The organism is Paraburkholderia phenazinium (assembly GCF_900142845.1).
Taxonomy (GTDB): domain Bacteria; phylum Pseudomonadota; class Gammaproteobacteria; order Burkholderiales; family Burkholderiaceae; genus Paraburkholderia; species Paraburkholderia phenazinium_A.
Map to the genome: position 1 here is coordinate 25,116 of NZ_FSRU01000002.1, position 16,605 is coordinate 41,720.

20 protein-coding genes are annotated in these 16,605 nt (G+C 66.1%); 17 read left to right on the forward strand and 3 right to left on the reverse strand.

Annotation, left to right across the window (positions count from 1 at the left end; all coding sequences use genetic code 11):
* Positions 1-84 precede the first annotated feature (84 nt).
* Together BUS12_RS17310 and BUS12_RS17315 are read right to left on the reverse strand one after the other, a co-directional pair.
* On the reverse strand, positions 85-567 hold the full coding sequence (locus tag BUS12_RS17310; protein ID WP_074297678.1) for a hypothetical protein: 483 nt from the start codon (positions 565-567) through the stop codon (positions 85-87).
* A 133-nt stretch (positions 568-700) separates the two neighbouring features.
* The gene (locus tag BUS12_RS17315) at positions 701-1,171 is read right to left on the reverse strand and encodes a ribbon-helix-helix domain-containing protein (RefSeq protein WP_083640496.1); all 471 of its coding nucleotides are present in this window, start codon (positions 1,169-1,171) and stop codon (positions 701-703) included.
* 274 nt (positions 1,172-1,445) lie between these two features.
* On the opposite strand from BUS12_RS17315, the gene sctC reads away from it, so the two are divergent.
* The 17 genes from sctC to BUS12_RS17400 are packed head-to-tail and all read left to right on the forward strand — an operon-like array spanning position 1,446 to position 15,452.
* Positions 1,446-3,434: a type III secretion system outer membrane ring subunit SctC gene (gene sctC, locus BUS12_RS17320; protein ID WP_074297680.1), complete on the forward strand. Its 1,989-nt coding sequence runs from the start codon at positions 1,446-1,448 to the stop codon at positions 3,432-3,434.
* Positions 3,424-4,521, forward strand: coding sequence for an FHA domain-containing protein (locus BUS12_RS17325; protein ID WP_074297682.1), 1,098 nt, complete (start codon positions 3,424-3,426; stop codon positions 4,519-4,521). The genes sctC and BUS12_RS17325 overlap by 11 nt, the downstream gene beginning before the upstream one ends.
* Complete coding sequence (locus BUS12_RS17330; RefSeq protein WP_074297684.1) at positions 4,499-4,756, forward strand: hypothetical protein; 258 nt, start codon at positions 4,499-4,501, stop codon at positions 4,754-4,756. Before BUS12_RS17325 ends, BUS12_RS17330 begins: the two co-directional genes overlap by 23 nt.
* A gap of 17 nt (positions 4,757-4,773) precedes the next feature.
* On the forward strand, positions 4,774-5,127 hold the full coding sequence (locus BUS12_RS17335) for a hypothetical protein (protein WP_074297687.1): 354 nt from the start codon (positions 4,774-4,776) through the stop codon (positions 5,125-5,127).
* A 55-nt stretch (positions 5,128-5,182) separates the two neighbouring features.
* Positions 5,183-5,641 carry a tetratricopeptide repeat protein gene (locus BUS12_RS17340; protein ID WP_074297689.1) on the forward strand — a complete coding sequence of 153 codons (459 nt, stop codon included), beginning with the start codon at positions 5,183-5,185 and terminating at the stop codon, positions 5,639-5,641.
* Between the two features lies 1 nt (position 5,642).
* A complete protein-coding gene (locus tag BUS12_RS17345) occupies positions 5,643-5,975 on the forward strand; it encodes an acyl carrier protein (RefSeq protein ID WP_074297691.1) in 333 nt (110 codons plus the stop codon).
* Positions 5,975-6,919, forward strand: a complete 945-nt coding sequence (gene sctJ / locus BUS12_RS17350; protein ID WP_083640497.1) for a type III secretion system inner membrane ring lipoprotein SctJ — start codon at positions 5,975-5,977, stop codon at positions 6,917-6,919. The genes BUS12_RS17345 and sctJ overlap by 1 nt, the downstream gene beginning before the upstream one ends.
* On the forward strand, positions 6,916-7,491 hold the full coding sequence (locus tag BUS12_RS17355) for a hypothetical protein (RefSeq protein ID WP_074297693.1): 576 nt from the start codon (positions 6,916-6,918) through the stop codon (positions 7,489-7,491). Before sctJ ends, BUS12_RS17355 begins: the two co-directional genes overlap by 4 nt.
* Entirely contained in the window at positions 7,485-8,267 is a 783-nt protein-coding gene (locus BUS12_RS17360) for a FliH/SctL family protein (protein WP_074297695.1), read from the forward strand. Before BUS12_RS17355 ends, BUS12_RS17360 begins: the two co-directional genes overlap by 7 nt.
* Complete coding sequence (locus tag BUS12_RS17365) at positions 8,264-9,235, forward strand: FliM/FliN family flagellar motor switch protein (protein ID WP_074297697.1); 972 nt, start codon at positions 8,264-8,266, stop codon at positions 9,233-9,235. Before BUS12_RS17360 ends, BUS12_RS17365 begins: the two co-directional genes overlap by 4 nt.
* On the forward strand, positions 9,232-9,876 hold the full coding sequence (locus BUS12_RS17370; RefSeq protein WP_074297699.1) for an EscR/YscR/HrcR family type III secretion system export apparatus protein: 645 nt from the start codon (positions 9,232-9,234) through the stop codon (positions 9,874-9,876). The genes BUS12_RS17365 and BUS12_RS17370 overlap by 4 nt, the downstream gene beginning before the upstream one ends.
* Positions 9,873-10,148 carry a type III secretion system export apparatus subunit SctS gene (sctS, locus tag BUS12_RS17375; RefSeq protein WP_074297700.1) on the forward strand — a complete coding sequence of 92 codons (276 nt, stop codon included), beginning with the start codon at positions 9,873-9,875 and terminating at the stop codon, positions 10,146-10,148. The genes BUS12_RS17370 and sctS overlap by 4 nt, the downstream gene beginning before the upstream one ends.
* A 2-nt stretch (positions 10,149-10,150) precedes the next feature.
* Positions 10,151-10,873 carry an EscT/YscT/HrcT family type III secretion system export apparatus protein gene (locus tag BUS12_RS17380; protein WP_074297701.1) on the forward strand — a complete coding sequence of 241 codons (723 nt, stop codon included), beginning with the start codon at positions 10,151-10,153 and terminating at the stop codon, positions 10,871-10,873.
* A complete protein-coding gene (locus BUS12_RS17385) occupies positions 10,870-11,610 on the forward strand; it encodes an EscU/YscU/HrcU family type III secretion system export apparatus switch protein (protein WP_074297703.1) in 741 nt (246 codons plus the stop codon). The genes BUS12_RS17380 and BUS12_RS17385 overlap by 4 nt, the downstream gene beginning before the upstream one ends.
* Before the next feature lies 1 nt (position 11,611).
* Positions 11,612-13,690, forward strand: coding sequence for a flagellar biosynthesis protein FlhA (locus tag BUS12_RS17390; RefSeq protein ID WP_074297705.1), 2,079 nt, complete (start codon positions 11,612-11,614; stop codon positions 13,688-13,690).
* Between the two features lie 38 nt (positions 13,691-13,728).
* Complete coding sequence (locus tag BUS12_RS17395) at positions 13,729-15,027, forward strand: FliI/YscN family ATPase (RefSeq protein WP_253190153.1); 1,299 nt, start codon at positions 13,729-13,731, stop codon at positions 15,025-15,027.
* Positions 15,027-15,452 (forward strand): hypothetical protein, encoded by a 426-nt coding sequence (locus tag BUS12_RS17400; RefSeq protein WP_253190247.1) that lies wholly within the window; start codon positions 15,027-15,029, stop codon positions 15,450-15,452. The genes BUS12_RS17395 and BUS12_RS17400 overlap by 1 nt, the downstream gene beginning before the upstream one ends.
* Before the next feature lie 132 nt (positions 15,453-15,584).
* Here BUS12_RS17400 and BUS12_RS17405 read toward each other — a convergent pair whose 3' ends face one another.
* Positions 15,585-16,517, reverse strand: a complete 933-nt coding sequence (locus BUS12_RS17405; protein WP_083640498.1) for a DUF1521 domain-containing protein — start codon at positions 16,515-16,517, stop codon at positions 15,585-15,587.
* Positions 16,518-16,605: the final 88 nt, after the last annotated feature.

The window sequence follows — 16,605 nt, forward strand, 5'->3', positions numbered from 1 at the left end:
GATGTAAAACGGGGCGGCGAGGCGTCACGCCGCCCCTTGACGCGGCCGGCGTCACAGCGACGGCCGGCTGTTGTCAGGGCTGTGTCAAGCGTCGGCTCCTCCGCCGGCATCGATCGCGCCCATGCCGCCCATACCGCCCATGCCACCTGCACCGCCCATACCGCCTGCACCCCCCATACCGCCGACCATTGACGAGAACATGGAGAGCAGCGGTGCGACAGCGGAAACGAACGACTGGAGCATGTTCATGATCTGGCCCACCAATCCCGACATGCCGTTGCCTGTACCGTTGCCGTTGCCCGCGCCCTGCTGCGTTGCGTCACCTGCTTGCGGCGTCGCGCCGCCGCCGTCGATGGTCGCGTGGTGAGCGTGCCGCGTAGGCGCGAGGCCACGCTCGCCCTCTCCCATGGGCGTATGCGCATGGCTCGACCCACCCGCGCCGTCGGGCGGGAACACCCGCAGGGAATTGCGGGCCACGTCGGTCTGTGGGAGGTTTTGTTCCCTTGTCGGTATATCGGCCATGTCGGCCGGTGTGCTGGTGTAGATGTTATTGATCGTGTTGCACATGAATAATCCTTGTGATGGGTAATTGAATCGCTTTGATTCCCTTGCGCGGAACCGAGCGTAATGTTTGAGTATTCGCCTTTTGTCATGCGAAGAAGAAAATTAGCTCATTTCGGATAAATCTCCTCATTTTTGATTAAAGTGGAGCGGGCAGCGCCGCGGGGTCGATCGTCTTCAGGTCGATCGGATGTTTCTGTTCGAGGATTTGGGTCACGCAAATGATCCGGATAAATCCTGTGAAATTGCAGATCGTTTCTTGCGTCATATCAATTTCAAGTGCCCATTTCGATATCAGTTTTCCTACCGTTAAAGATTCCTGGCGGGCAATTTCCTCGATGATTCGCCAATAGATTTCCTCAAGTCGGAGACAGGTCGCGAATCCGTTGATTCTGACAGAGCGCAACCGTGGCCTTGCAAGCTGCGGAGTGAAGTTGCAATACCGTGTCATCCGCATGTGGGTACGCACGTAGGAAGTGTGGAGCTTAAAGCTGCTATTTCGGACTCGAAGCCGGAAAATGCGACGTCTAATTTTAGAAAAATCTGGTTTATACCGTTTGGATCGAAGATGCTGTTTGCCATGATGGATCGAATTAATTAAGCGGTCCATCAATCCTCGCTCTACGCCGGCGAGGTGGGTAATACAGGTATAAGACTTATGTGAGGTGCGAATTTGCTCTATTTCGGGATAAATGAATCATGCTTGATGAATTCGATCGCGGACGGATGCTGCGTACTGGAATTCAGACAGTCAAGCGAATAGGGGGGTGATGCCGCCGTGTTTGAGTGTTTGTCAAAGTCATACATCTGTATGACCTGAGCCGATTGAAGCGCCATTAAATTTCTGGTCAACGTAGCCAACAAAACGTAGCCAGGAATTTTTCATGCTTATGAACGGGCGCAACGATTCGACCATCAGGAAGAGCCACGGCCGGCCGCGGCCCTTGCCGCCGTGCATGCGCCGGGTCGCCATGCAGCACTTCGCGGGTCAGCTCGGTGTGGTGTGGGCGGTGCTGTCGATGCCGGCAGCGGACGCGGCGACGCCGATCTGGCATGGCGCGCCGCTTCACTACGCGGTGACCGGCGCACCGCTGCCCGATGTGTTGCGCGACGTGCTGGCCGTCGAAGGCTTGAGCGCGGACGTGGGCCGGGACGTGAAAGGTGCGGTCAATGGGCGCTTCGACGATACGCCGGGCAATGTCTTCACCCAGCTTGTGGAGGCCTATGGCCTCGTCTGGTATTTCGACGGCAAGGCGATGCATGTCTCGACTGCTGCGGACGTGCGTAGCCGGGTGATCCCGTTTGCGCCGATGACCCGCGAGGCGGTCGCGTCCTTGCTGCGCAACCTCGATCTCGACGACGCTCGCCTGCCGATCCGTTACTCGGCGACCACCGTCAAGGTGGCGGGCCCCTCGAAATTCGTCGACGCGGTGGCCGATGCGGTCGACAAGGCGCAACGGCAGACCACCGTCGAGCCGTCATTCGATGCGACGGTGATCCGTGTCTTCCCGCTGCGCTATGCGCAAGCGCAGGACGTGCGTTATACGGTCGGTTCGCAGGAGCAGGTCATGCCGGGCGTGGCGACCCTGTTGAGCCGGTTGATGACGGATACCTGGCAGGCCACGACGCCGCGCGCCGCCCGCTCGCGCACGGACGACCCCCGCGCCGACCCCCGCGCCGCGCCGCGCGCCGAGGCCCGCGACGCCCGCGGCGGCCCGCCACCGCTGCCCAGCCTGCTTGGCCTGGGGCTCGGCGCCGCGCCGGCCGCCGGCGACGACACGGCCGTGCCGCTGCCCGCGACGGACACCGCGCAGCCCGCCGTGACCCCCGCGCGGCGCAACATCGTCGCGGACCAGCGCAGCAACTCGGTGGTCATCAGCGACATCGTTTCGATGATGCCGAACTACGAGCGCGCCATTGCGATGCTCGATCAGCCGCAGGACCTGGTCGAGATCGACGCGGTGGTGATCGACGTCTCGTCGAATGCGGCGCGCTCGCTGGGTGTCAGTTGGGGCGGCGCGAATGGACGCATCAATGGCGCGTCGGGGACCGCGAGCGCGCCGCTGAGCCTGGGCACCCCGAGCTTCGCGACGGCGGCCAGCGCGGCGAGCGGACTGAATCTCGCGACGCTGGTCGGCAATTCGGCGCAATACCTGTTCGCCCGGATCCAGGCCCTGGAGAATACCGGCGAGGCGCGGGTACTGTCGCGCCCGCAGGTCCTCACGCTGAACAACACGGAAGCGGCGCTGACCTCGCGCAGTTCGGTGTATGTGCGCGTCGCGGGCAACCAGGCGGTCGATCTCTTCAACATCGACACGGGGCTGACGCTGAAGGTGACGCCGAGCGTCGAATCGACCGGCGAGCCGCGCCGCAATATCCGCCTCAACATCCAGATCGAGGACGGCTCGTTCAATACGACGGCGTCGGTGGACAGCATTCCGGAGGTCGACAACCATTCGGTCGTCACCCAGGCCGTCGTGCGCGACGGCGAGAGTTTGCTGATCGGCGGCTACCAGTACGAGCGCAGCCAAAAGACGACGTCGAAAGTGCCGGTGCTCGGCGACGTGCCGTATCTCGGCGCGCTCTTTCGCGACACGCAGACGACCCACGAGCGCCTCGAGCGCCTGATCCTGATCACGCCGCGCCTCAAGCAACGCTCGGGTGAGGGGGAAGCGACCTCGAACGCCGCGCTGGGCGACACGGCCCCGACCGCCGCCAGCGTCGGTGCCGACGCCGATGTCAACGCCGCGTTGCGGGACATGGCGTCGCGCGCTGCACTGGGTGCCTCGCCCACTTCGACGTCGTTACCGTCGAGTCCGCCTGGCTTGCCGCCGGCGCACGAGATGCAGTGGGAGAGCCGCCATGACCGCTGATGCGCTCATCGTAGTCATGGACGGCGTGCACGCCGGCGCGAAAGTGGTGCTGTCATCCGGCAAGCCGGTGCGCATCGGCAGCGGCGCGGACGCGGACCTGATGGTGATTGACGAGGGCGTCGAAGCGCAGCATGTCACCGTCGAATCTCGCGGGGTGTTGCTCGCGCTGCTGGCCCAGCACACGCACGTCGCGGTATTCGGCCGCGCGCTCGCGCCGGGACGGCGCGTGCTGTTGCAGCGCGGCGCGTGGTTTTCCGTGGGTGTCGTGACCTTCCAGTTCACGGGCCGCGATGTGCCGGACGCGGCGCTGGCGCGCAACGCTGAGCGGGCCTATCTGCTGCGCTATGCGCCGCTTGCGTATGTGGCCAAACGCTGCGCCGATGCGTCGCCCGTGACGAAGGCGGCCGTCCTGGCCATGCCGCCTGTGTTCGCGCTGCTGGCGTGGCTAGCCGCGAGTCAGTTTGCCGGGACTGCGCATCCGGCGCGCAGCAACGATGCGTTCCGGCTGGTGACGACGCATCTCGACCCAAAGACCGGGGCGCTCGTCTACGAGGGCTACGTGCAGTCGGCCGCCGATCTCTCCGCGCTGACCGCGAGCGCCTGGTCGCAGCAACGGGCGCCGGTCATGCATGTGCTCGTGCTCGACCAGTTGCAGGAGCAGCTCGGCGACTTCCTCGCGCGCTACTACCGCGGGGCCGAGCTGCACGCCGCCGCGCCCGGTGCGTTCACGGCGACGCTGCCGGACGATCATGGTTTTCTGTCGCCGGAGGCGTGGGACTACGCACGCGTTGCACGGCTGGCGCGCGCCGAGATCGGCGGCTTGCGCGAGGTCGTGTTTCCCGGCCACGTCCAGCCAGGCGCACGGGTGCGCGTACCGCTCGACGCGCTCGGCCTGAATCTGCTGGCGAGCCGTCATGCCGTCTGGCTCACGGACGGACAGGGCGTGCGCTACTTCGTGGGCGCCCGGCTGCCGCTCGGGCGGATCACGGCCATCTCGACATGCGCGGCGGACGTGACGCGCGACGACGACGGTTCGGTCTACGAATTTTTTACGGATGCTGACCATGGACAGAAAATCTGTCGCTAAAAGCATGCTCGGTGGCTGCACCGATCTGCCGATCGAAGCACAACTCGCCGAAGGCGGCGGCGCCGGCCGCGCGACGATCGAAGCCCGCCTGACGGCTGAGATCGAGCGTGTGAACGACGCGTTGTTGACCGCTACGCCGGTGGTGAAAAAAGAACTGATTCTGCTTGTCGAGTGTTTGCGCGCGGCTCGACAGGTGGTGGAGCGAAGCGTCAGCTTCAGAAACGCGCGCAATTAACCTAAGGAATGCAAATTATGAATACGATCAACCCGACTATGTCCCCGAACCTGGGCGGCAACGGCCTTACCGGCGGCCAGGGCGCAACGGGGACGAACGCGAGCGGCGGCATTTCGACAGCGAACATTCTCGCCGCCGTGCTGGCGAAACTCCAGAAGGACAACGCCAACGTCAGTCAAGCCGAGCAGGCAGTGCAAGGTGGCGGCGGTGCGCAGCAGGGCGGCAACGGCGTCGGCGGTACGCAGGGCAACACCGACATGCTGAAACTCCAGCAGGCGGTGACCGAAATGAACACGGACAACTCGCTCGGCACCAATCTGATCCAGGGCGTGGGCGATACGCAGAAGGACACCGCGAAGGCCACCCACTAACGCTTCTCTAACCAGGACGAAGACGCCCTCGCGGCGTCTTCGGGAGCCTTTGCAGATGCAGGACGACACCTTGGAACTGCTGATTTCGATCGGCCACTACGCCCGGATCTATCGACGCTTCGACGAAGCGCGCTACCTGTTCGACCGGCTGGCGCTGCTGTACCCGCGGCGGGCTTTTCCGTACCTCGGGCTGGGTCTGGTCGAGCTCGACCGCGAGAACTATCGCAGTGCCTCGTTGCTGTTCGGCCGCGCGGTGGAAGCCGTGCCTGAGAGCACGCTGGCGCGCGCGTGGCTCGGTGTGTGCCAGGTGTTCGAAGGCCATTACGCGCTGGGCGCACGCACGCTGATGAGCGTGGCGGATGGCGATGAGCCCGGCGCCGCCTCGATGGCCGCGGCGTTCCTGAAGCTGCCCGAATGCGCGCGCCATAGCCGCGCCGCTCGCGCCGCGCAGGTCGAGCCTGCCGCCGCTCCCTTTTCAACCCTTGAACGACTGACTATTCGAAACGGGCATTGATATGTTGCAACCCCCTGTCACTATCGTTCCGGTGCAAACCGGCGCGCTGTCCGCCGTCTCTCCGGTGTCTCCAGTAAGCGGCACGTCCGCGGATGGAGCCGGTGCGGGTGCCTCACCGCTCGAGCGTCTGCTGGCGAGCGCGCAGGACAAGCAGGACACCTCGACGCAGCAACTGTCGCAGCACCTTGACCGGATCGGCTCCGGCGGCCTCTCGACGAGCGACCTGTTGCGTCTTCAGGTCGACCTGAACGCCTTTGAGGTGCAGGTGCAGATGACGGTACGCGTGGCCGACGTGGTCGGCACCTCGATCCAGACGCTTACGCAGCGAAGCTGATGCGGCGCGCCCTGATCCTGCTGCCGCTCCTGTTGCTCCTCGCCGGCTGCAGAACCTCGCTTTTCGAAGGCCTGGACGAGGACCAGGCCAACCGCATCATCGCCGCCTTGAGCCATCACGGCATCAACGGCTACAAGGAGCGCAACGCGGACCAGAGCTGGAACATCTCGGTCGACGACGCCGACGCGGTGGTCGCCACCGAGCTGGCGAGCGCGTATGCGTTGCCGCGCGGCGGTCACGCGAATCTCGGCGAACTGTTCAAGCGTCAGGGGCTGATTTCGAGCCCCGAGGAGGACCGCGTCCTCTACGTCTATGGGCTGTCGCAGGAACTGTCCGAGACGCTCGAAAAGATGGACGGCGTGCTGCTCGCCCGCGTGCATATCGTGCTGCCCGAAAAAGATCCGCTCGATGCGACCCAGGACACGCCGCCCTCGGCGTCCGTAATGATGCGTTACCGCAGCGACTACAACCTCGAACCGATGCGCGACCGGATTCGGGCGCTGGTGGCCGGCAGCGTCGAAGGGCTGACACCCGCGCGGGTGTCGCTGACGCTGCTGGCGGTGACGCCGGTGCTGACCTTTCCGGGCAACTGCGCGGACGGCGTCGACGTCGCCAATGCGGCCGGCGGGGTCGCTGTCACCACCTGCCGCAACGACGGCGGCACGGGGGCCGCGCGCGCGACGACGATGCTCTGCGTGTTGGCCGTGATCGTCATGATCGTGGCCGGCTTCCTGTGGTTCTGGAACTCCGGGGCACGCACCTGGTTGACGCGGAAAATGAAGCGGAACGCGCGCGGGGCGAGCGCCAGGACCGAGCCGGGCCTGCCCCGGCCGCACGAGCGTAATGAGGAGTCCGACGCAGACGGGGCGGCGCCCGGCGAAGGCACTGCGGAAGCTGCCGCCGACACGCCCAGGTCCGTAACCGGCCGAGGAGAGAACCCATGAAACACGCCTATACCTGCGCGCCCGCCTACTGGGCGCATCACAGCTGGCTCGAATCCGGGCGGCCGATCCATCACGAACGGGCTGCGCGCGCTGCTCACGCCAGCCTGTTCAGAAGTTATCCGCAACTGGTTCAGGTGGCCCTCGCCGACGTTCCGCCCGCGCTGCCGCTCTGGCCGCGGCCGGCGTGCGCGCGCCTGTGCCGCATCGCCGCGGCCCTTGGGTTCGCCGCTTCGTTGCGCCGCGTGGTCGCCGCACAGGCTCGCGCTGCCTTCGCGGCCGGCGTCGCGCCGAGCCTGCTGGTTGCCATCCAGCGGCACCCGCGCGCCGGTGCGGCCGACCTGAACGTCGAACCGGCGCCGTCGCTGTTCAGCCGGCGCGACATGACGGCGCTGGGACTGGCGGTGGCGATGCAGGCGGCCGCCGACTCGCGCTATGCCTTCTGGTGGAGCCTGCGCTTGCCGCGCGAGATCGCCGAGGCCGCCGGGCGCTTTCACCTGCACGGACTGTCGCCGCTCGAGGCACGCGAACTCGTGACCGACGCGCGGCGTTTGATGGAGGGGCGGCCATGCTGATCTGTCGAATGGGCGAATGGCGCATCGAATCGGACGGACATATAAGCGCGCTCGAACTGAAATCGCTCGAAGGTCTGCGTGCCGTCGAAGCGGAGCGCGCCGCCGCGGCCGCGCTCGAACGCGTGCGCCTCGGGACGCGGGGTCGCGAACTGAAACGCCGTGCATGGCGCCGCGGCCACGCGGCCGGCAAGGCGGCGGCGCTGCGCGAACAGGCCGCGCGGGCGGCGGTGGTCGCGTTTGCCGCTCATCGTCTCGAGGAGCGGCTGACGCAAATCGTGCTGGCCGCGGTGACCGATATCGTCGGCGCGCTGCCGCCGTCCGCCGCGTTGACCAATCAGTTGCGCCGCGCGGTCGCCGTCTCGCAATCGCAACGGCTCATCTCCGTCCGCGTGGCGCCCACTGTGTTCGATGAAGCGACGCGGCTGATTGCAGCCGTCGAAAAGGAGCTCGGCGCGCCGCTGTGCGTCGTGCTGGCCGATGCCGGCTTGCCGGCCCATTCGTGCGTCATCGAAACCGAGGCCGGCGTGATCGACGGCGGTCTGAAAGTGCAGTTGCGGGCGCTGGAGCAGGGCATCCGCGAGGGGGTGGCAGCGGTGCTGCGCCGCTATGACGTGGCTGACGGTTCAGGGCGCACGCGGCTCGACACGATTGGGCAAGGTGTCCGCGAGACGCTGGCTTTGCTGGCGGCGGCTCCGCCTGCGCCGCTACCCACGCCGCCCCTTGTGACAAACACCGGGCGCGTGGTGCAGCGGCCGTTCGCGCGGGAGGCGGCATGATCGTCTGGCCGGACCTGGAGACCCTCGCCCTGGTGGATGCGGAGCGCCACAACCTGGCCATCCGGCATTTCGGCCGGCCGCGGGCGGTGCGCGTCGGCAGCCGCCGCTTCACGCTGGCGTTCGAACCGTGCCGGGCGCGCTATCCGTTGCTGCTGTCCGGCGTGGCGGCACAAGGGCCGTTCAGCGCCGCGTGCGATGCCGGCGCGCTGCTGCCGGAACTGACGCCCGCGGTGATCGGTACGCGCGGCGATACGGCGCTGACGCACGTCGCCGATGCGTTGAGCGACTGGTTGTGTGCGCTCGAAGGCCTGTTCGGCTTCACGATCGACCTCACCGGGATTGCCGGCGACGCCGTCCCGCCGGCCGGCGCATACGGCATTGCCGTGACGCATGTCGGGAGCGGCCGGGTTGCCCATTTCTCGTTTAGCAGTCCTGCGGTCGATGCCTGGCTGCGGCTGCATTCACCGCCGCCGCCGTCCAGCGATGCGCTGCTCGGCCGGCTGCAAGTCCGCTTGCCGGTCTGCGCAGCCGGCCCGTCGATGTCGCTGCCGCGCCTGCGCAAGGTCGCGGCAGGCGACGTGCTGCTGTTCGACCGCGATTCCTGTTATCTGCGCGCGCCGTTGCGATTGGGCGCGTGCCGGATTTTGCTGAAGTTCACTGAGGAGTACACCTTGATAGACCAAGTCATGAATGAGCAACCTGCCCCCGTCGAAGTGACCAGCGAACTGCTGCCGATCGACTCCCTGACGTTCGCCTTCGACGCGGTGCTCGGCACCCTGTCGTTATCGGTCGCGGAACTGGCTCATCTGCGCCAGGGATCGATCGTCGCGTTCCGGCTGCCCGCGCGCGAGCGAACCGTCACCCTGTTGTGTCAGGGCATTCCGTTTGCGCGCGGCGAACTGATCGACATCGACGGTTCGCTCGGCGTGCGCGTGACCCGCATGACCCATGAGGACCTGCCGGCATGACCGCCCAGTTCGACCCGCTCCAGGTCGTCAGCCTGTTCTTCATGCTGGGCCTGCTGCCGCTCGCCGTCACGATGACCACTTCGTTCACGAAGTTCAGCATCGTGCTGACGCTGTTGCGCTCGGCGCTCGGCGTGCAGCAGGCGCCGAGCAACCTGGTGATCTCGGGTCTCGCGCTCGCGGCGACGCTGGTCGTCATGGCGCCGACCCTCGCAAAGATCGAAGCCGCGCTGCCGACCGGCGATAGCGGCGAACTGGTCATGCCGCGCGCCACTGAGCTTTATCAGGCGCTACGCGGCCCGCTTGGAGAATTCATGCTGGCGCATTCGCGGCCCGACGAGCGGGCGTTTCTCGTCGGCGCCGCGAAGCGCATCGATCCGCAGCGCGACGCTCACGAGACCGACTTGCAGTTGCTGATTCCAGCCTTTCTGATCAGCGAAATCTCGAGCGGATTCGAGGCGGGATTTTTGCTGTATATCGCCTTTCTGGTGGTGGATCTGGTGGTCGCCAACGTGCTGAGCGCGATGGGCATGATGATGCTGTCGCCGAGCACGGTGTCGATTCCCTTGAAGCTTTTCATCTTCGTATCCGTGTCAGGCATGTCGAAGCTGATGCACGGCCTTATTGTCAGTTATGCAAAATGAACGGTGTCCCTTCTCTCACCACCCTGTCCAGCGACGCGCTCATGCTGGTGTTCTGGCTGTCGCTGCCCGCGCTCGCCGTCGCGACGCTGGTGGGCTTGCTGCTCGGACTCCTGCAGTCGGTGACGCAGGTTCAGGATCAAAGCTTGCCGTACGGCGCCAAGATCATCTGCGTCGGCGCGGTGCTGATGGTGACCGCGCCGTGGGCGTGCCGCGAACTCGCGCGTTTTCTCGCCCATGTCTTCACTTTCATCGCGGCGGGGCGTCTGCAGTGAGCATGAACGACATCGGCTATCTCGAGGGTTTTGCGTTCTGCACGATCCGGCCAGCGGTGGCGCTGTTTCTGATTCCGTTTGGTCAGAGCGGCTCGCTCGGCAAGGCGTTGCGGCTGCCGCTGCTGCTCGCGCTCGCCATGCTGCCGCAACAGGCCGGCTGGCCGCCGCACCTGATGCTGTCCATCTGTGCCGAGGCGGCGACCGGTATGGCGCTCGGCCTGTTGCTCGGCACCGTCTTTCATGCGGCGAGCGCGGCCGGCGCCGTGCTCGACCAGCAGGGCGGCTATGCGAGCGCGGCCGTCTACGATCCGCATTTCCAGCAGGAAGCGGCGTTGTTCGAAACGCTGTTTCTGCAGTTTGCCGCGCTGACGATGTTCACGGGGCCGGGCTTGCCGCTCCTGTTCGGCTTCTTCACCGATGCCTGGGTGCTGTGGCCGCCGGGACGGTGGCGCGTCGATCTGGTCGACGTGTTCCGGCAATTCGCGCTGCGCGATCTCGCCGACGCACTCAGCGAAGGCGTGCGGCTCGCCAGTCCGTTGCTCGGCCTCATGCTGTTGATCGACGTTGCATTCGGGCTGATGTCGCGGCATGCGAAACGGCTCAACCCGTTTGCCACCGCCCGCACGGTCAAGGCCATGGTCCTGTCGTTTGCCGCGGTGCTCAGTGTGCCCGCGCTGTTCGTGCAGTTGCGCACCGCCTTCGATCACGTGATCCATCTGCGATGAGCGACAAGAGCGAAGCCCCAACCCCCAGACGGATTCGCCGCGCCCGCGAGGACGGCAATATCGCGAGGAGCACGCACCTGACGGTGGTGGCAAGCGGCCTGTGCTGGTGGCTGTATCTGTTCATCGAGGCGCCGCGTCTCTATGCGCTGGGCACACGGCTGATCCTGCAGGTGACGACGCTGGATGGCGCGCGCCCGTTCGACGAGCGGCTGGCGTCGACGCTCGCGCTCCTCAGCGCGTGCCTGCCCACCGTGCTGAGCACGCTGGGCGTCGGTGCCCTGGCGGTGCTGGTGCCGGAACTGGCGCAGACGCGCGGGACATTGGCGTTCAAGCGCATCGCACCGGATGTGAAACGCCTGAATCCTGTCAACGGGCTCAAGCAGATGTTCAGCCTGCGCCTGCTGTGGGACACGCTGCTGACGCTGCTGCAGTTTGCGATCCTGCTGTATCTGTTCGTGCAGGCGCTCCTTGCATGGTTGCGGCAACTTGCGCCCATGTGGACGTTCCCGTTGCCGGTTCATCTCGGCTACATCGCGATGTCGCACTCGCACCTGCTCATTTCCATGGTGGCGTCGCAGATCGCGCTCGCTGCCGCCGACTATTTCATCCAGCGCTTTCTGTGGCTGCGCGGCCTGCGCATGGACAAGAACGAAATCAAACGTGAATACCGCGACGACGAAGGCGACCCCTACGTGAAAAGCCGTCGCCGCGCGCTTCATCGGGAGCTTGGTCAATAACATGTCGAACCGTTCCATTCTTAGCCGCTACGATCTGTCGGCCTTATTCGAGCGTCACGCGGATCTCGCGGTCGGCGTCGGCATGCTTGCCGTGCTGGCACTGCTGATCGTGCCGGTGCCGCCGTTCGCGCTCGATCTGTTCATCTGCGTGAGCTTTGCCGCCAGTCTGACGATGCTCACGACCACGCTGTATGTGTCGAAGGCGGCGGAACTCGCGAGCTTTCCGTCGCTGCTGCTGATCACCACGCTGCTGCGCCTCGCACTGGCGATTGCCTCGACCAAGATGATCCTGCTGCATGCGCATGCCGGCCAGATCATCGGCGCCTTCGGTCAACTGGTGGTGGGCGGCAATGTCGCCGTCGGGCTGGTGGTGTTCGTCGTGCTGGCCGCCATCCAGTTCATCGTGGTCGCGAAGGGCGCGGACCGCGTGGCCGAAGTGGCCGCGCGCTTCACGCTCGACGGCATTCCCGGTCGCCAGATGAGCATCGACGCCGACATGCGCAACGGCGTGGTGACGGCCGCGCAGGCGAGCCGGATGCGCGCGGCGCTCGAACGCGAGACGTATTTCTACGGCTCGCTCGACGGTGCGATGAAGTTCGTCAAGGGCGATGCGATGGCGGGGCTCGTCGTCGCGCTGGTGAATATCGTCGGCGGCCTGGCGGTGGGCATCGCGCAGCGCGGCATGTCGTTCGGCGATGCACTGCATACCTACACGATTCTCACGGTCGGCGACGGGCTGGTGTCGCAGATTCCCTCGCTGATCGTGTCGGTGGCGGCGGGCGTGCTGGTGACCCGCGTCGCCGTGGGCGACGGCAAGGACGTGCACCTCGGCGGCGACATCTACCGGCAACTGGCGACGCATCCGAAAGCCATCGGCATGGCCGGCGTGGCGTGCCTGTCTCTCGCGGCGATTCCGGGCTTTCCGCATATCCAGTTCATGGTGGCCGGCGCGCTGTTGCTGACCCTCGCGCTGACCTTGATGCGCAACGCCGCGCTGGCGACGAACTCGCAGCGCGCGCTGATGCCGGAGATGACACGCGACGGCGGCAACTACGTGCCGCGCATTCTCGACGACGTCGAACTGGGCACCAGTGCGAGCTTGCGGCTGCGGCTCGGCCTGAAGGCCTTCGACGCGTTGCGGCCCGAGGCGCTGAACCGGCAGCTCGGCCAGTTGCGCCGCCGTCTGATGATCGAGCTGGGCCTGCCGTTTCCGGGTCTCGCGTTGCTGCGCGATGGGCGGCTCGCTCCGGAGCGCTACATCGTCGACATCGAGGACGTGCCCTATGCGAGCGGCACGCTGGTGGCCGGACATACGCTGCTGAGCGGCGAGGAGGATGCGATCGGGTTCGACGGCGTCGAAGGCTACCGGCCGCGCGCCGCCAAATCGGTCTGGGTGCCGAACGCCACGGCGGCGTCGATCAAGGATCCGGAGATCCTCAAGGCGAGCGTCGACGAGGCGCTGTGCGATCACCTGGGCGAGGTCTGCGAACGCTCGGCCGCCGATTTTCTCGGCACCCAGGAGACCCGCTTCCTGCTCGATCAACTGGGTATCGAATTTCGCGAGCTGGTGGCACAGGCAGGGCAGGCCGCGACGACGGTGCAGCTTGCCGGCGTGCTGCGGCAATTGCTGCAGCAGCGGGTGCCGATTCGCAATCTGCGCGCGATTCTCGAAGCCGTCGTCCGCGTGCCGGCCGGTGAGCGCACGCTCGACCGGATGGTGCGGGAGGCGCGCATCCAGCTTGGCCGGCAGATCGTGCGCGGCTACGCCGACCTCGAGACATGGACGCTCACGGCGGCGGTGCTGGATCCGGCATGGGAGGCCGGCCTGGAAGCGCAGATCCGCGGCGGCGCCGACGGTGAGCCGCAGTGCGTGTTGTCCGCGGAAGAACTGGGCCGCGCGCAGGAGATCTTTGCCGCGGAGCTCGCCGGGATCGCGCTGATCGTCACGAACGCCGTGCTGCGTCCGCACCTTGCGCGCTTGTTGCGCGACTTCGGCCGGCGCGTCGAGGTGCTGGCGATCGAAGAGATTCCGCTGGACGTTTATCGTATTCATGCGATCGCAACCCTGGGTGCGTTATGAACCGGCGCAACCTGCAATTGTCTGGAGACGAGGTGCCCGTGTTGAGTTCAACACCTGCGTTGCGCGGGCGGGTGATCGAAGCGCGCGGCGTGGTGGCGCGGGTGGTGGGCGTGTCGCTGCGCATCGGCGAGAGGGTGCGGCTCGTGCGCCCGGATACGCTGGAGTCGCAATACGGCGAGGTGGTCGGCTTTGCGCACGACGGCACCCTGGTCATGCCGCTCGCCGGCCTCGCGGGTCTGTCCGACATCACCGAGGTGCAAGGCTGCGGTTCGGCGTGGGGCACGTTCGATGCGGCGGGTCTGCTCGGCAGGGTGGTGGACGGTCTGGGCAACCCGCTCGACGGCGCGCCTGCACCGGTGCCGCTGGCGACCGATGCGGCGGCGCACGCGGCGGCCGGGGCGACGCTCAATCCGCTCGAGCGGCCGGTCATCGCCACACCGTTTGTCACCGGCGTGCGCGCGATCGACGCGCTGCTCACCTGCGGCGTCGGCCAGCGCACCGGCATCTTCGCACCGGCGGGCGGCGGCAAGAGCACGATCATGGGCATGATCGCGAACGGTGCTTCAACCGACGCCATCGTGGTGGCACTGATCGGCGAGCGGGGCCGCGAGGTGGCGGAATTCATTCACGACCATCTCGAGCGCCGGCGCGGCTCGACGATCGTGATTGCCGCGACGTCCGACCGCCCCGCCGCGGAGCGCATCAAGGCGGCGGAACTCGCGGCCAAGGTCGCGGCGGACTTGCGCGCCACGGGACGCAACGTGCTGCTGCTGTTCGATTCGTTGACGCGCTATGCGCGCGCCTTGCGCGAACTCGGCCTTGCGGTCGGCGAGCCGCCGTTGCGTGGCGGCTTTCCGCCTAGCGTGTTCGCGCAGTTGCCGCGGTTGATCGAAGCGGCCGGCGCGACGGAGCAGGGCAGCATCACCGCGTTCTATACCGTGCTCGCCGACGAGACGGACTTGTCCGATCCGGTCGCGGAAGAGGCGCGCTCGCTGCTGGACGGGCACATCCAGTTATCGTCGAAACTGGGGGCGGCGGGTCACTATCCCGCGATCGACATTCTGCGCAGCCGCAGCCGCCTGATGAACCGCGTCGCCGATGCCGCGCAGCGCGCCGACGCCAACCGCGTGCGCGACTGGCTGGCACGTTATGAGGAGGTCGAAATGTTGTTGCAGATCGGCGAATACGAACGGGGTAACGACACCGGGACGGATCTCGCGATTGACCTGCGCCCCGAGATCCAGCGCTTTTTGCGGCAGCCGTACGACCGCAGCAGTCCGTGGGTCGAAACGCGCGCGCTGCTGCGCGAGTTGTGCGCCGATGCGCCCCCGGTGTGATGCGCAGCGCGGCACAGGAGGCGGATCTGTGGCGGCTGCTCGCGCGGGTGCGCGCCTTGCGGGTGCGCCGCCGGCTGCGGGCGCTGGCCGACGCGCGCCGCCACGAGCGGCGGGCTGCCGATGAGGTGGCGCAGCGGGTGGCTGCACTGGAACACCATGCCGACGCGCGACAGCGCATGCTCGCGTTTTGCCGGCACGATCGGCGGGGCGGCGGCCAGTGGCATGCGACGCTGCGTGCGCACGATGCGTCGACACCGGTGTTGCAGCGGCACCTCGCCGACGCGCAGCACGCGCACGCGGCGGCACGCGATGAAACGAGCGAAGCGCTGCGTGCCTGGCAGGTTGAGAGGGTGCGCCATGACGACGTGCAGCAGCGCTGGCGAACGGCCGTCGCACGCGCCGCATGCGACGGCCCGCAGGACTAGGGCGGCTACGGCACGCACGGGAACAGGGGGCACTCGTAGGGCGGTTCGATGCCGCACTCATGCGTCGATCGTGCGTGCGGCATGTATCGGGGGCAATGACAGATGCAGTTGCCCCCTCATCGTATGGTCTGCTTACGTGTTGGCCTTCTTGATCTCGTCCGGCGTCGCTTCCTTGCCGGTGGCGGGATTGATAAAGCCGCTGCCGTCGCGGGCGGCCACAAGGGTGAAGCCGTCCGGTGTGGCGGCATCGAGCGCGCGGCCATTGTTGCTCTTCTGCACGCTCAGGCCTGATTTGTCCTGCGCGCTCAAGCCCGTGACCTCATAGGCCTGATTGCCGCGGGTGATCGTCACCTGATCCGCGTACGAGATCGACTTGTTCTTGGGGTCCGGCTGGGAATTGACGGTGACCTTGGTGTTGTCGGGCAGCGTGAACGTCATCGGGCCGTTGAACATCGCAGTCGACGAATTGGAATTGGAACCGCTTTGGTGCTGGGTGAGATGCGGATCGCCATAGATCATGGTCTTGTCGCCGGTTGTATTGTTGGTCATGACCATCGTCGAATTGGATTTGTCGAAGTCGAGCTTGTAGTCGCCGAGGTTGATGCTGGCCTTATTGTTGCAGACTGCCGTGTTGCTCCACTGCGTCTGGTTGGTGCTGCCCGAGTTGTTGCAGCCGCAATGGTTGATCGACGGCGTGCGGTCGCAGCCGCGCGATTGATTGGCAAAGCCGCTGTTGGTGCGGCTGCTGTTGCCGTAGCCGGATGGATTGCAATTGCTGCCCGGGCGCATCGGTTGCGGGTTCGCCGCCTGAGCGCGATTGATAATGGTGCCCTGCGCGGAGAACGTGGTGGTCCGGCCATTGCCGGCGGTTTGGCTGGAGATTGAGAACGACGTCTTCGAGAAGCCGCCCATCATGTTGGACATCTGGCTCGCCAGATTACGGGCACCATTGGACCCTGTGGCAAGCGGCAGCGGCGACGATGCGCGGTTGCCGACAGAGCGATGGGTGTCCATGTTGTTTTGGAACGAGAGAACCGAGGTGTTGATTTGCATTGCTGCTTGCATGTCGAGAGTCCTGAGGTGAAAGAAGTCGGCGTGTGCTGGATAGCCGGAACCGCGGTGCCGACGGTATGGAGTGGGCTCCGCGGATGAA

Excerpts from the sequence above, each read along its gene's own strand:
- BUS12_RS17345 (WP_074297691.1), top strand. The coding sequence starts at position 5,643 with ATGTTGCAACCCCCTGTCACTATCGTTCCGGTGCAAACCGGCGCGCTG.
- BUS12_RS17325 (WP_074297682.1), top strand. The coding sequence starts at position 3,424 with ATGACCGCTGATGCGCTCATCGTAGTCATGGACGGCGTGCACGCCGGC.
- sctS (WP_074297700.1), top strand. The coding sequence starts at position 9,873 with ATGAACGGTGTCCCTTCTCTCACCACCCTGTCCAGCGACGCGCTCATG.
- BUS12_RS17310 (WP_074297678.1), bottom strand. The coding sequence starts at position 567 with ATGTGCAACACGATCAATAACATCTACACCAGCACACCGGCCGACATG.
- BUS12_RS17385 (WP_074297703.1), top strand. The coding sequence starts at position 10,870 with ATGAGCGACAAGAGCGAAGCCCCAACCCCCAGACGGATTCGCCGCGCC.
- BUS12_RS17340 (WP_074297689.1), top strand. The coding sequence starts at position 5,183 with ATGCAGGACGACACCTTGGAACTGCTGATTTCGATCGGCCACTACGCC.
- BUS12_RS17335 (WP_074297687.1), top strand. The coding sequence starts at position 4,774 with ATGAATACGATCAACCCGACTATGTCCCCGAACCTGGGCGGCAACGGC.
- sctJ (WP_083640497.1), top strand. The coding sequence starts at position 5,975 with ATGCGGCGCGCCCTGATCCTGCTGCCGCTCCTGTTGCTCCTCGCCGGC.
- sctC (WP_074297680.1), top strand. The coding sequence starts at position 1,446 with ATGCTTATGAACGGGCGCAACGATTCGACCATCAGGAAGAGCCACGGC.
- BUS12_RS17360 (WP_074297695.1), top strand. The coding sequence starts at position 7,485 with ATGCTGATCTGTCGAATGGGCGAATGGCGCATCGAATCGGACGGACAT.
- BUS12_RS17370 (WP_074297699.1), top strand. The coding sequence starts at position 9,232 with ATGACCGCCCAGTTCGACCCGCTCCAGGTCGTCAGCCTGTTCTTCATG.
- BUS12_RS17365 (WP_074297697.1), top strand. The coding sequence starts at position 8,264 with ATGATCGTCTGGCCGGACCTGGAGACCCTCGCCCTGGTGGATGCGGAG.
- BUS12_RS17330 (WP_074297684.1), top strand. The coding sequence starts at position 4,499 with ATGGACAGAAAATCTGTCGCTAAAAGCATGCTCGGTGGCTGCACCGAT.
- BUS12_RS17380 (WP_074297701.1), top strand. The coding sequence starts at position 10,151 with ATGAACGACATCGGCTATCTCGAGGGTTTTGCGTTCTGCACGATCCGG.
- BUS12_RS17405 (WP_083640498.1), bottom strand. The coding sequence starts at position 16,517 with ATGCAAGCAGCAATGCAAATCAACACCTCGGTTCTCTCGTTCCAAAAC.
- BUS12_RS17400 (WP_253190247.1), top strand. The coding sequence starts at position 15,027 with ATGCGCAGCGCGGCACAGGAGGCGGATCTGTGGCGGCTGCTCGCGCGG.
- BUS12_RS17355 (WP_074297693.1), top strand. The coding sequence starts at position 6,916 with ATGAAACACGCCTATACCTGCGCGCCCGCCTACTGGGCGCATCACAGC.
- BUS12_RS17390 (WP_074297705.1), top strand. The coding sequence starts at position 11,612 with ATGTCGAACCGTTCCATTCTTAGCCGCTACGATCTGTCGGCCTTATTC.
- BUS12_RS17315 (WP_083640496.1), bottom strand. The coding sequence starts at position 1,171 with ATGGACCGCTTAATTAATTCGATCCATCATGGCAAACAGCATCTTCGA.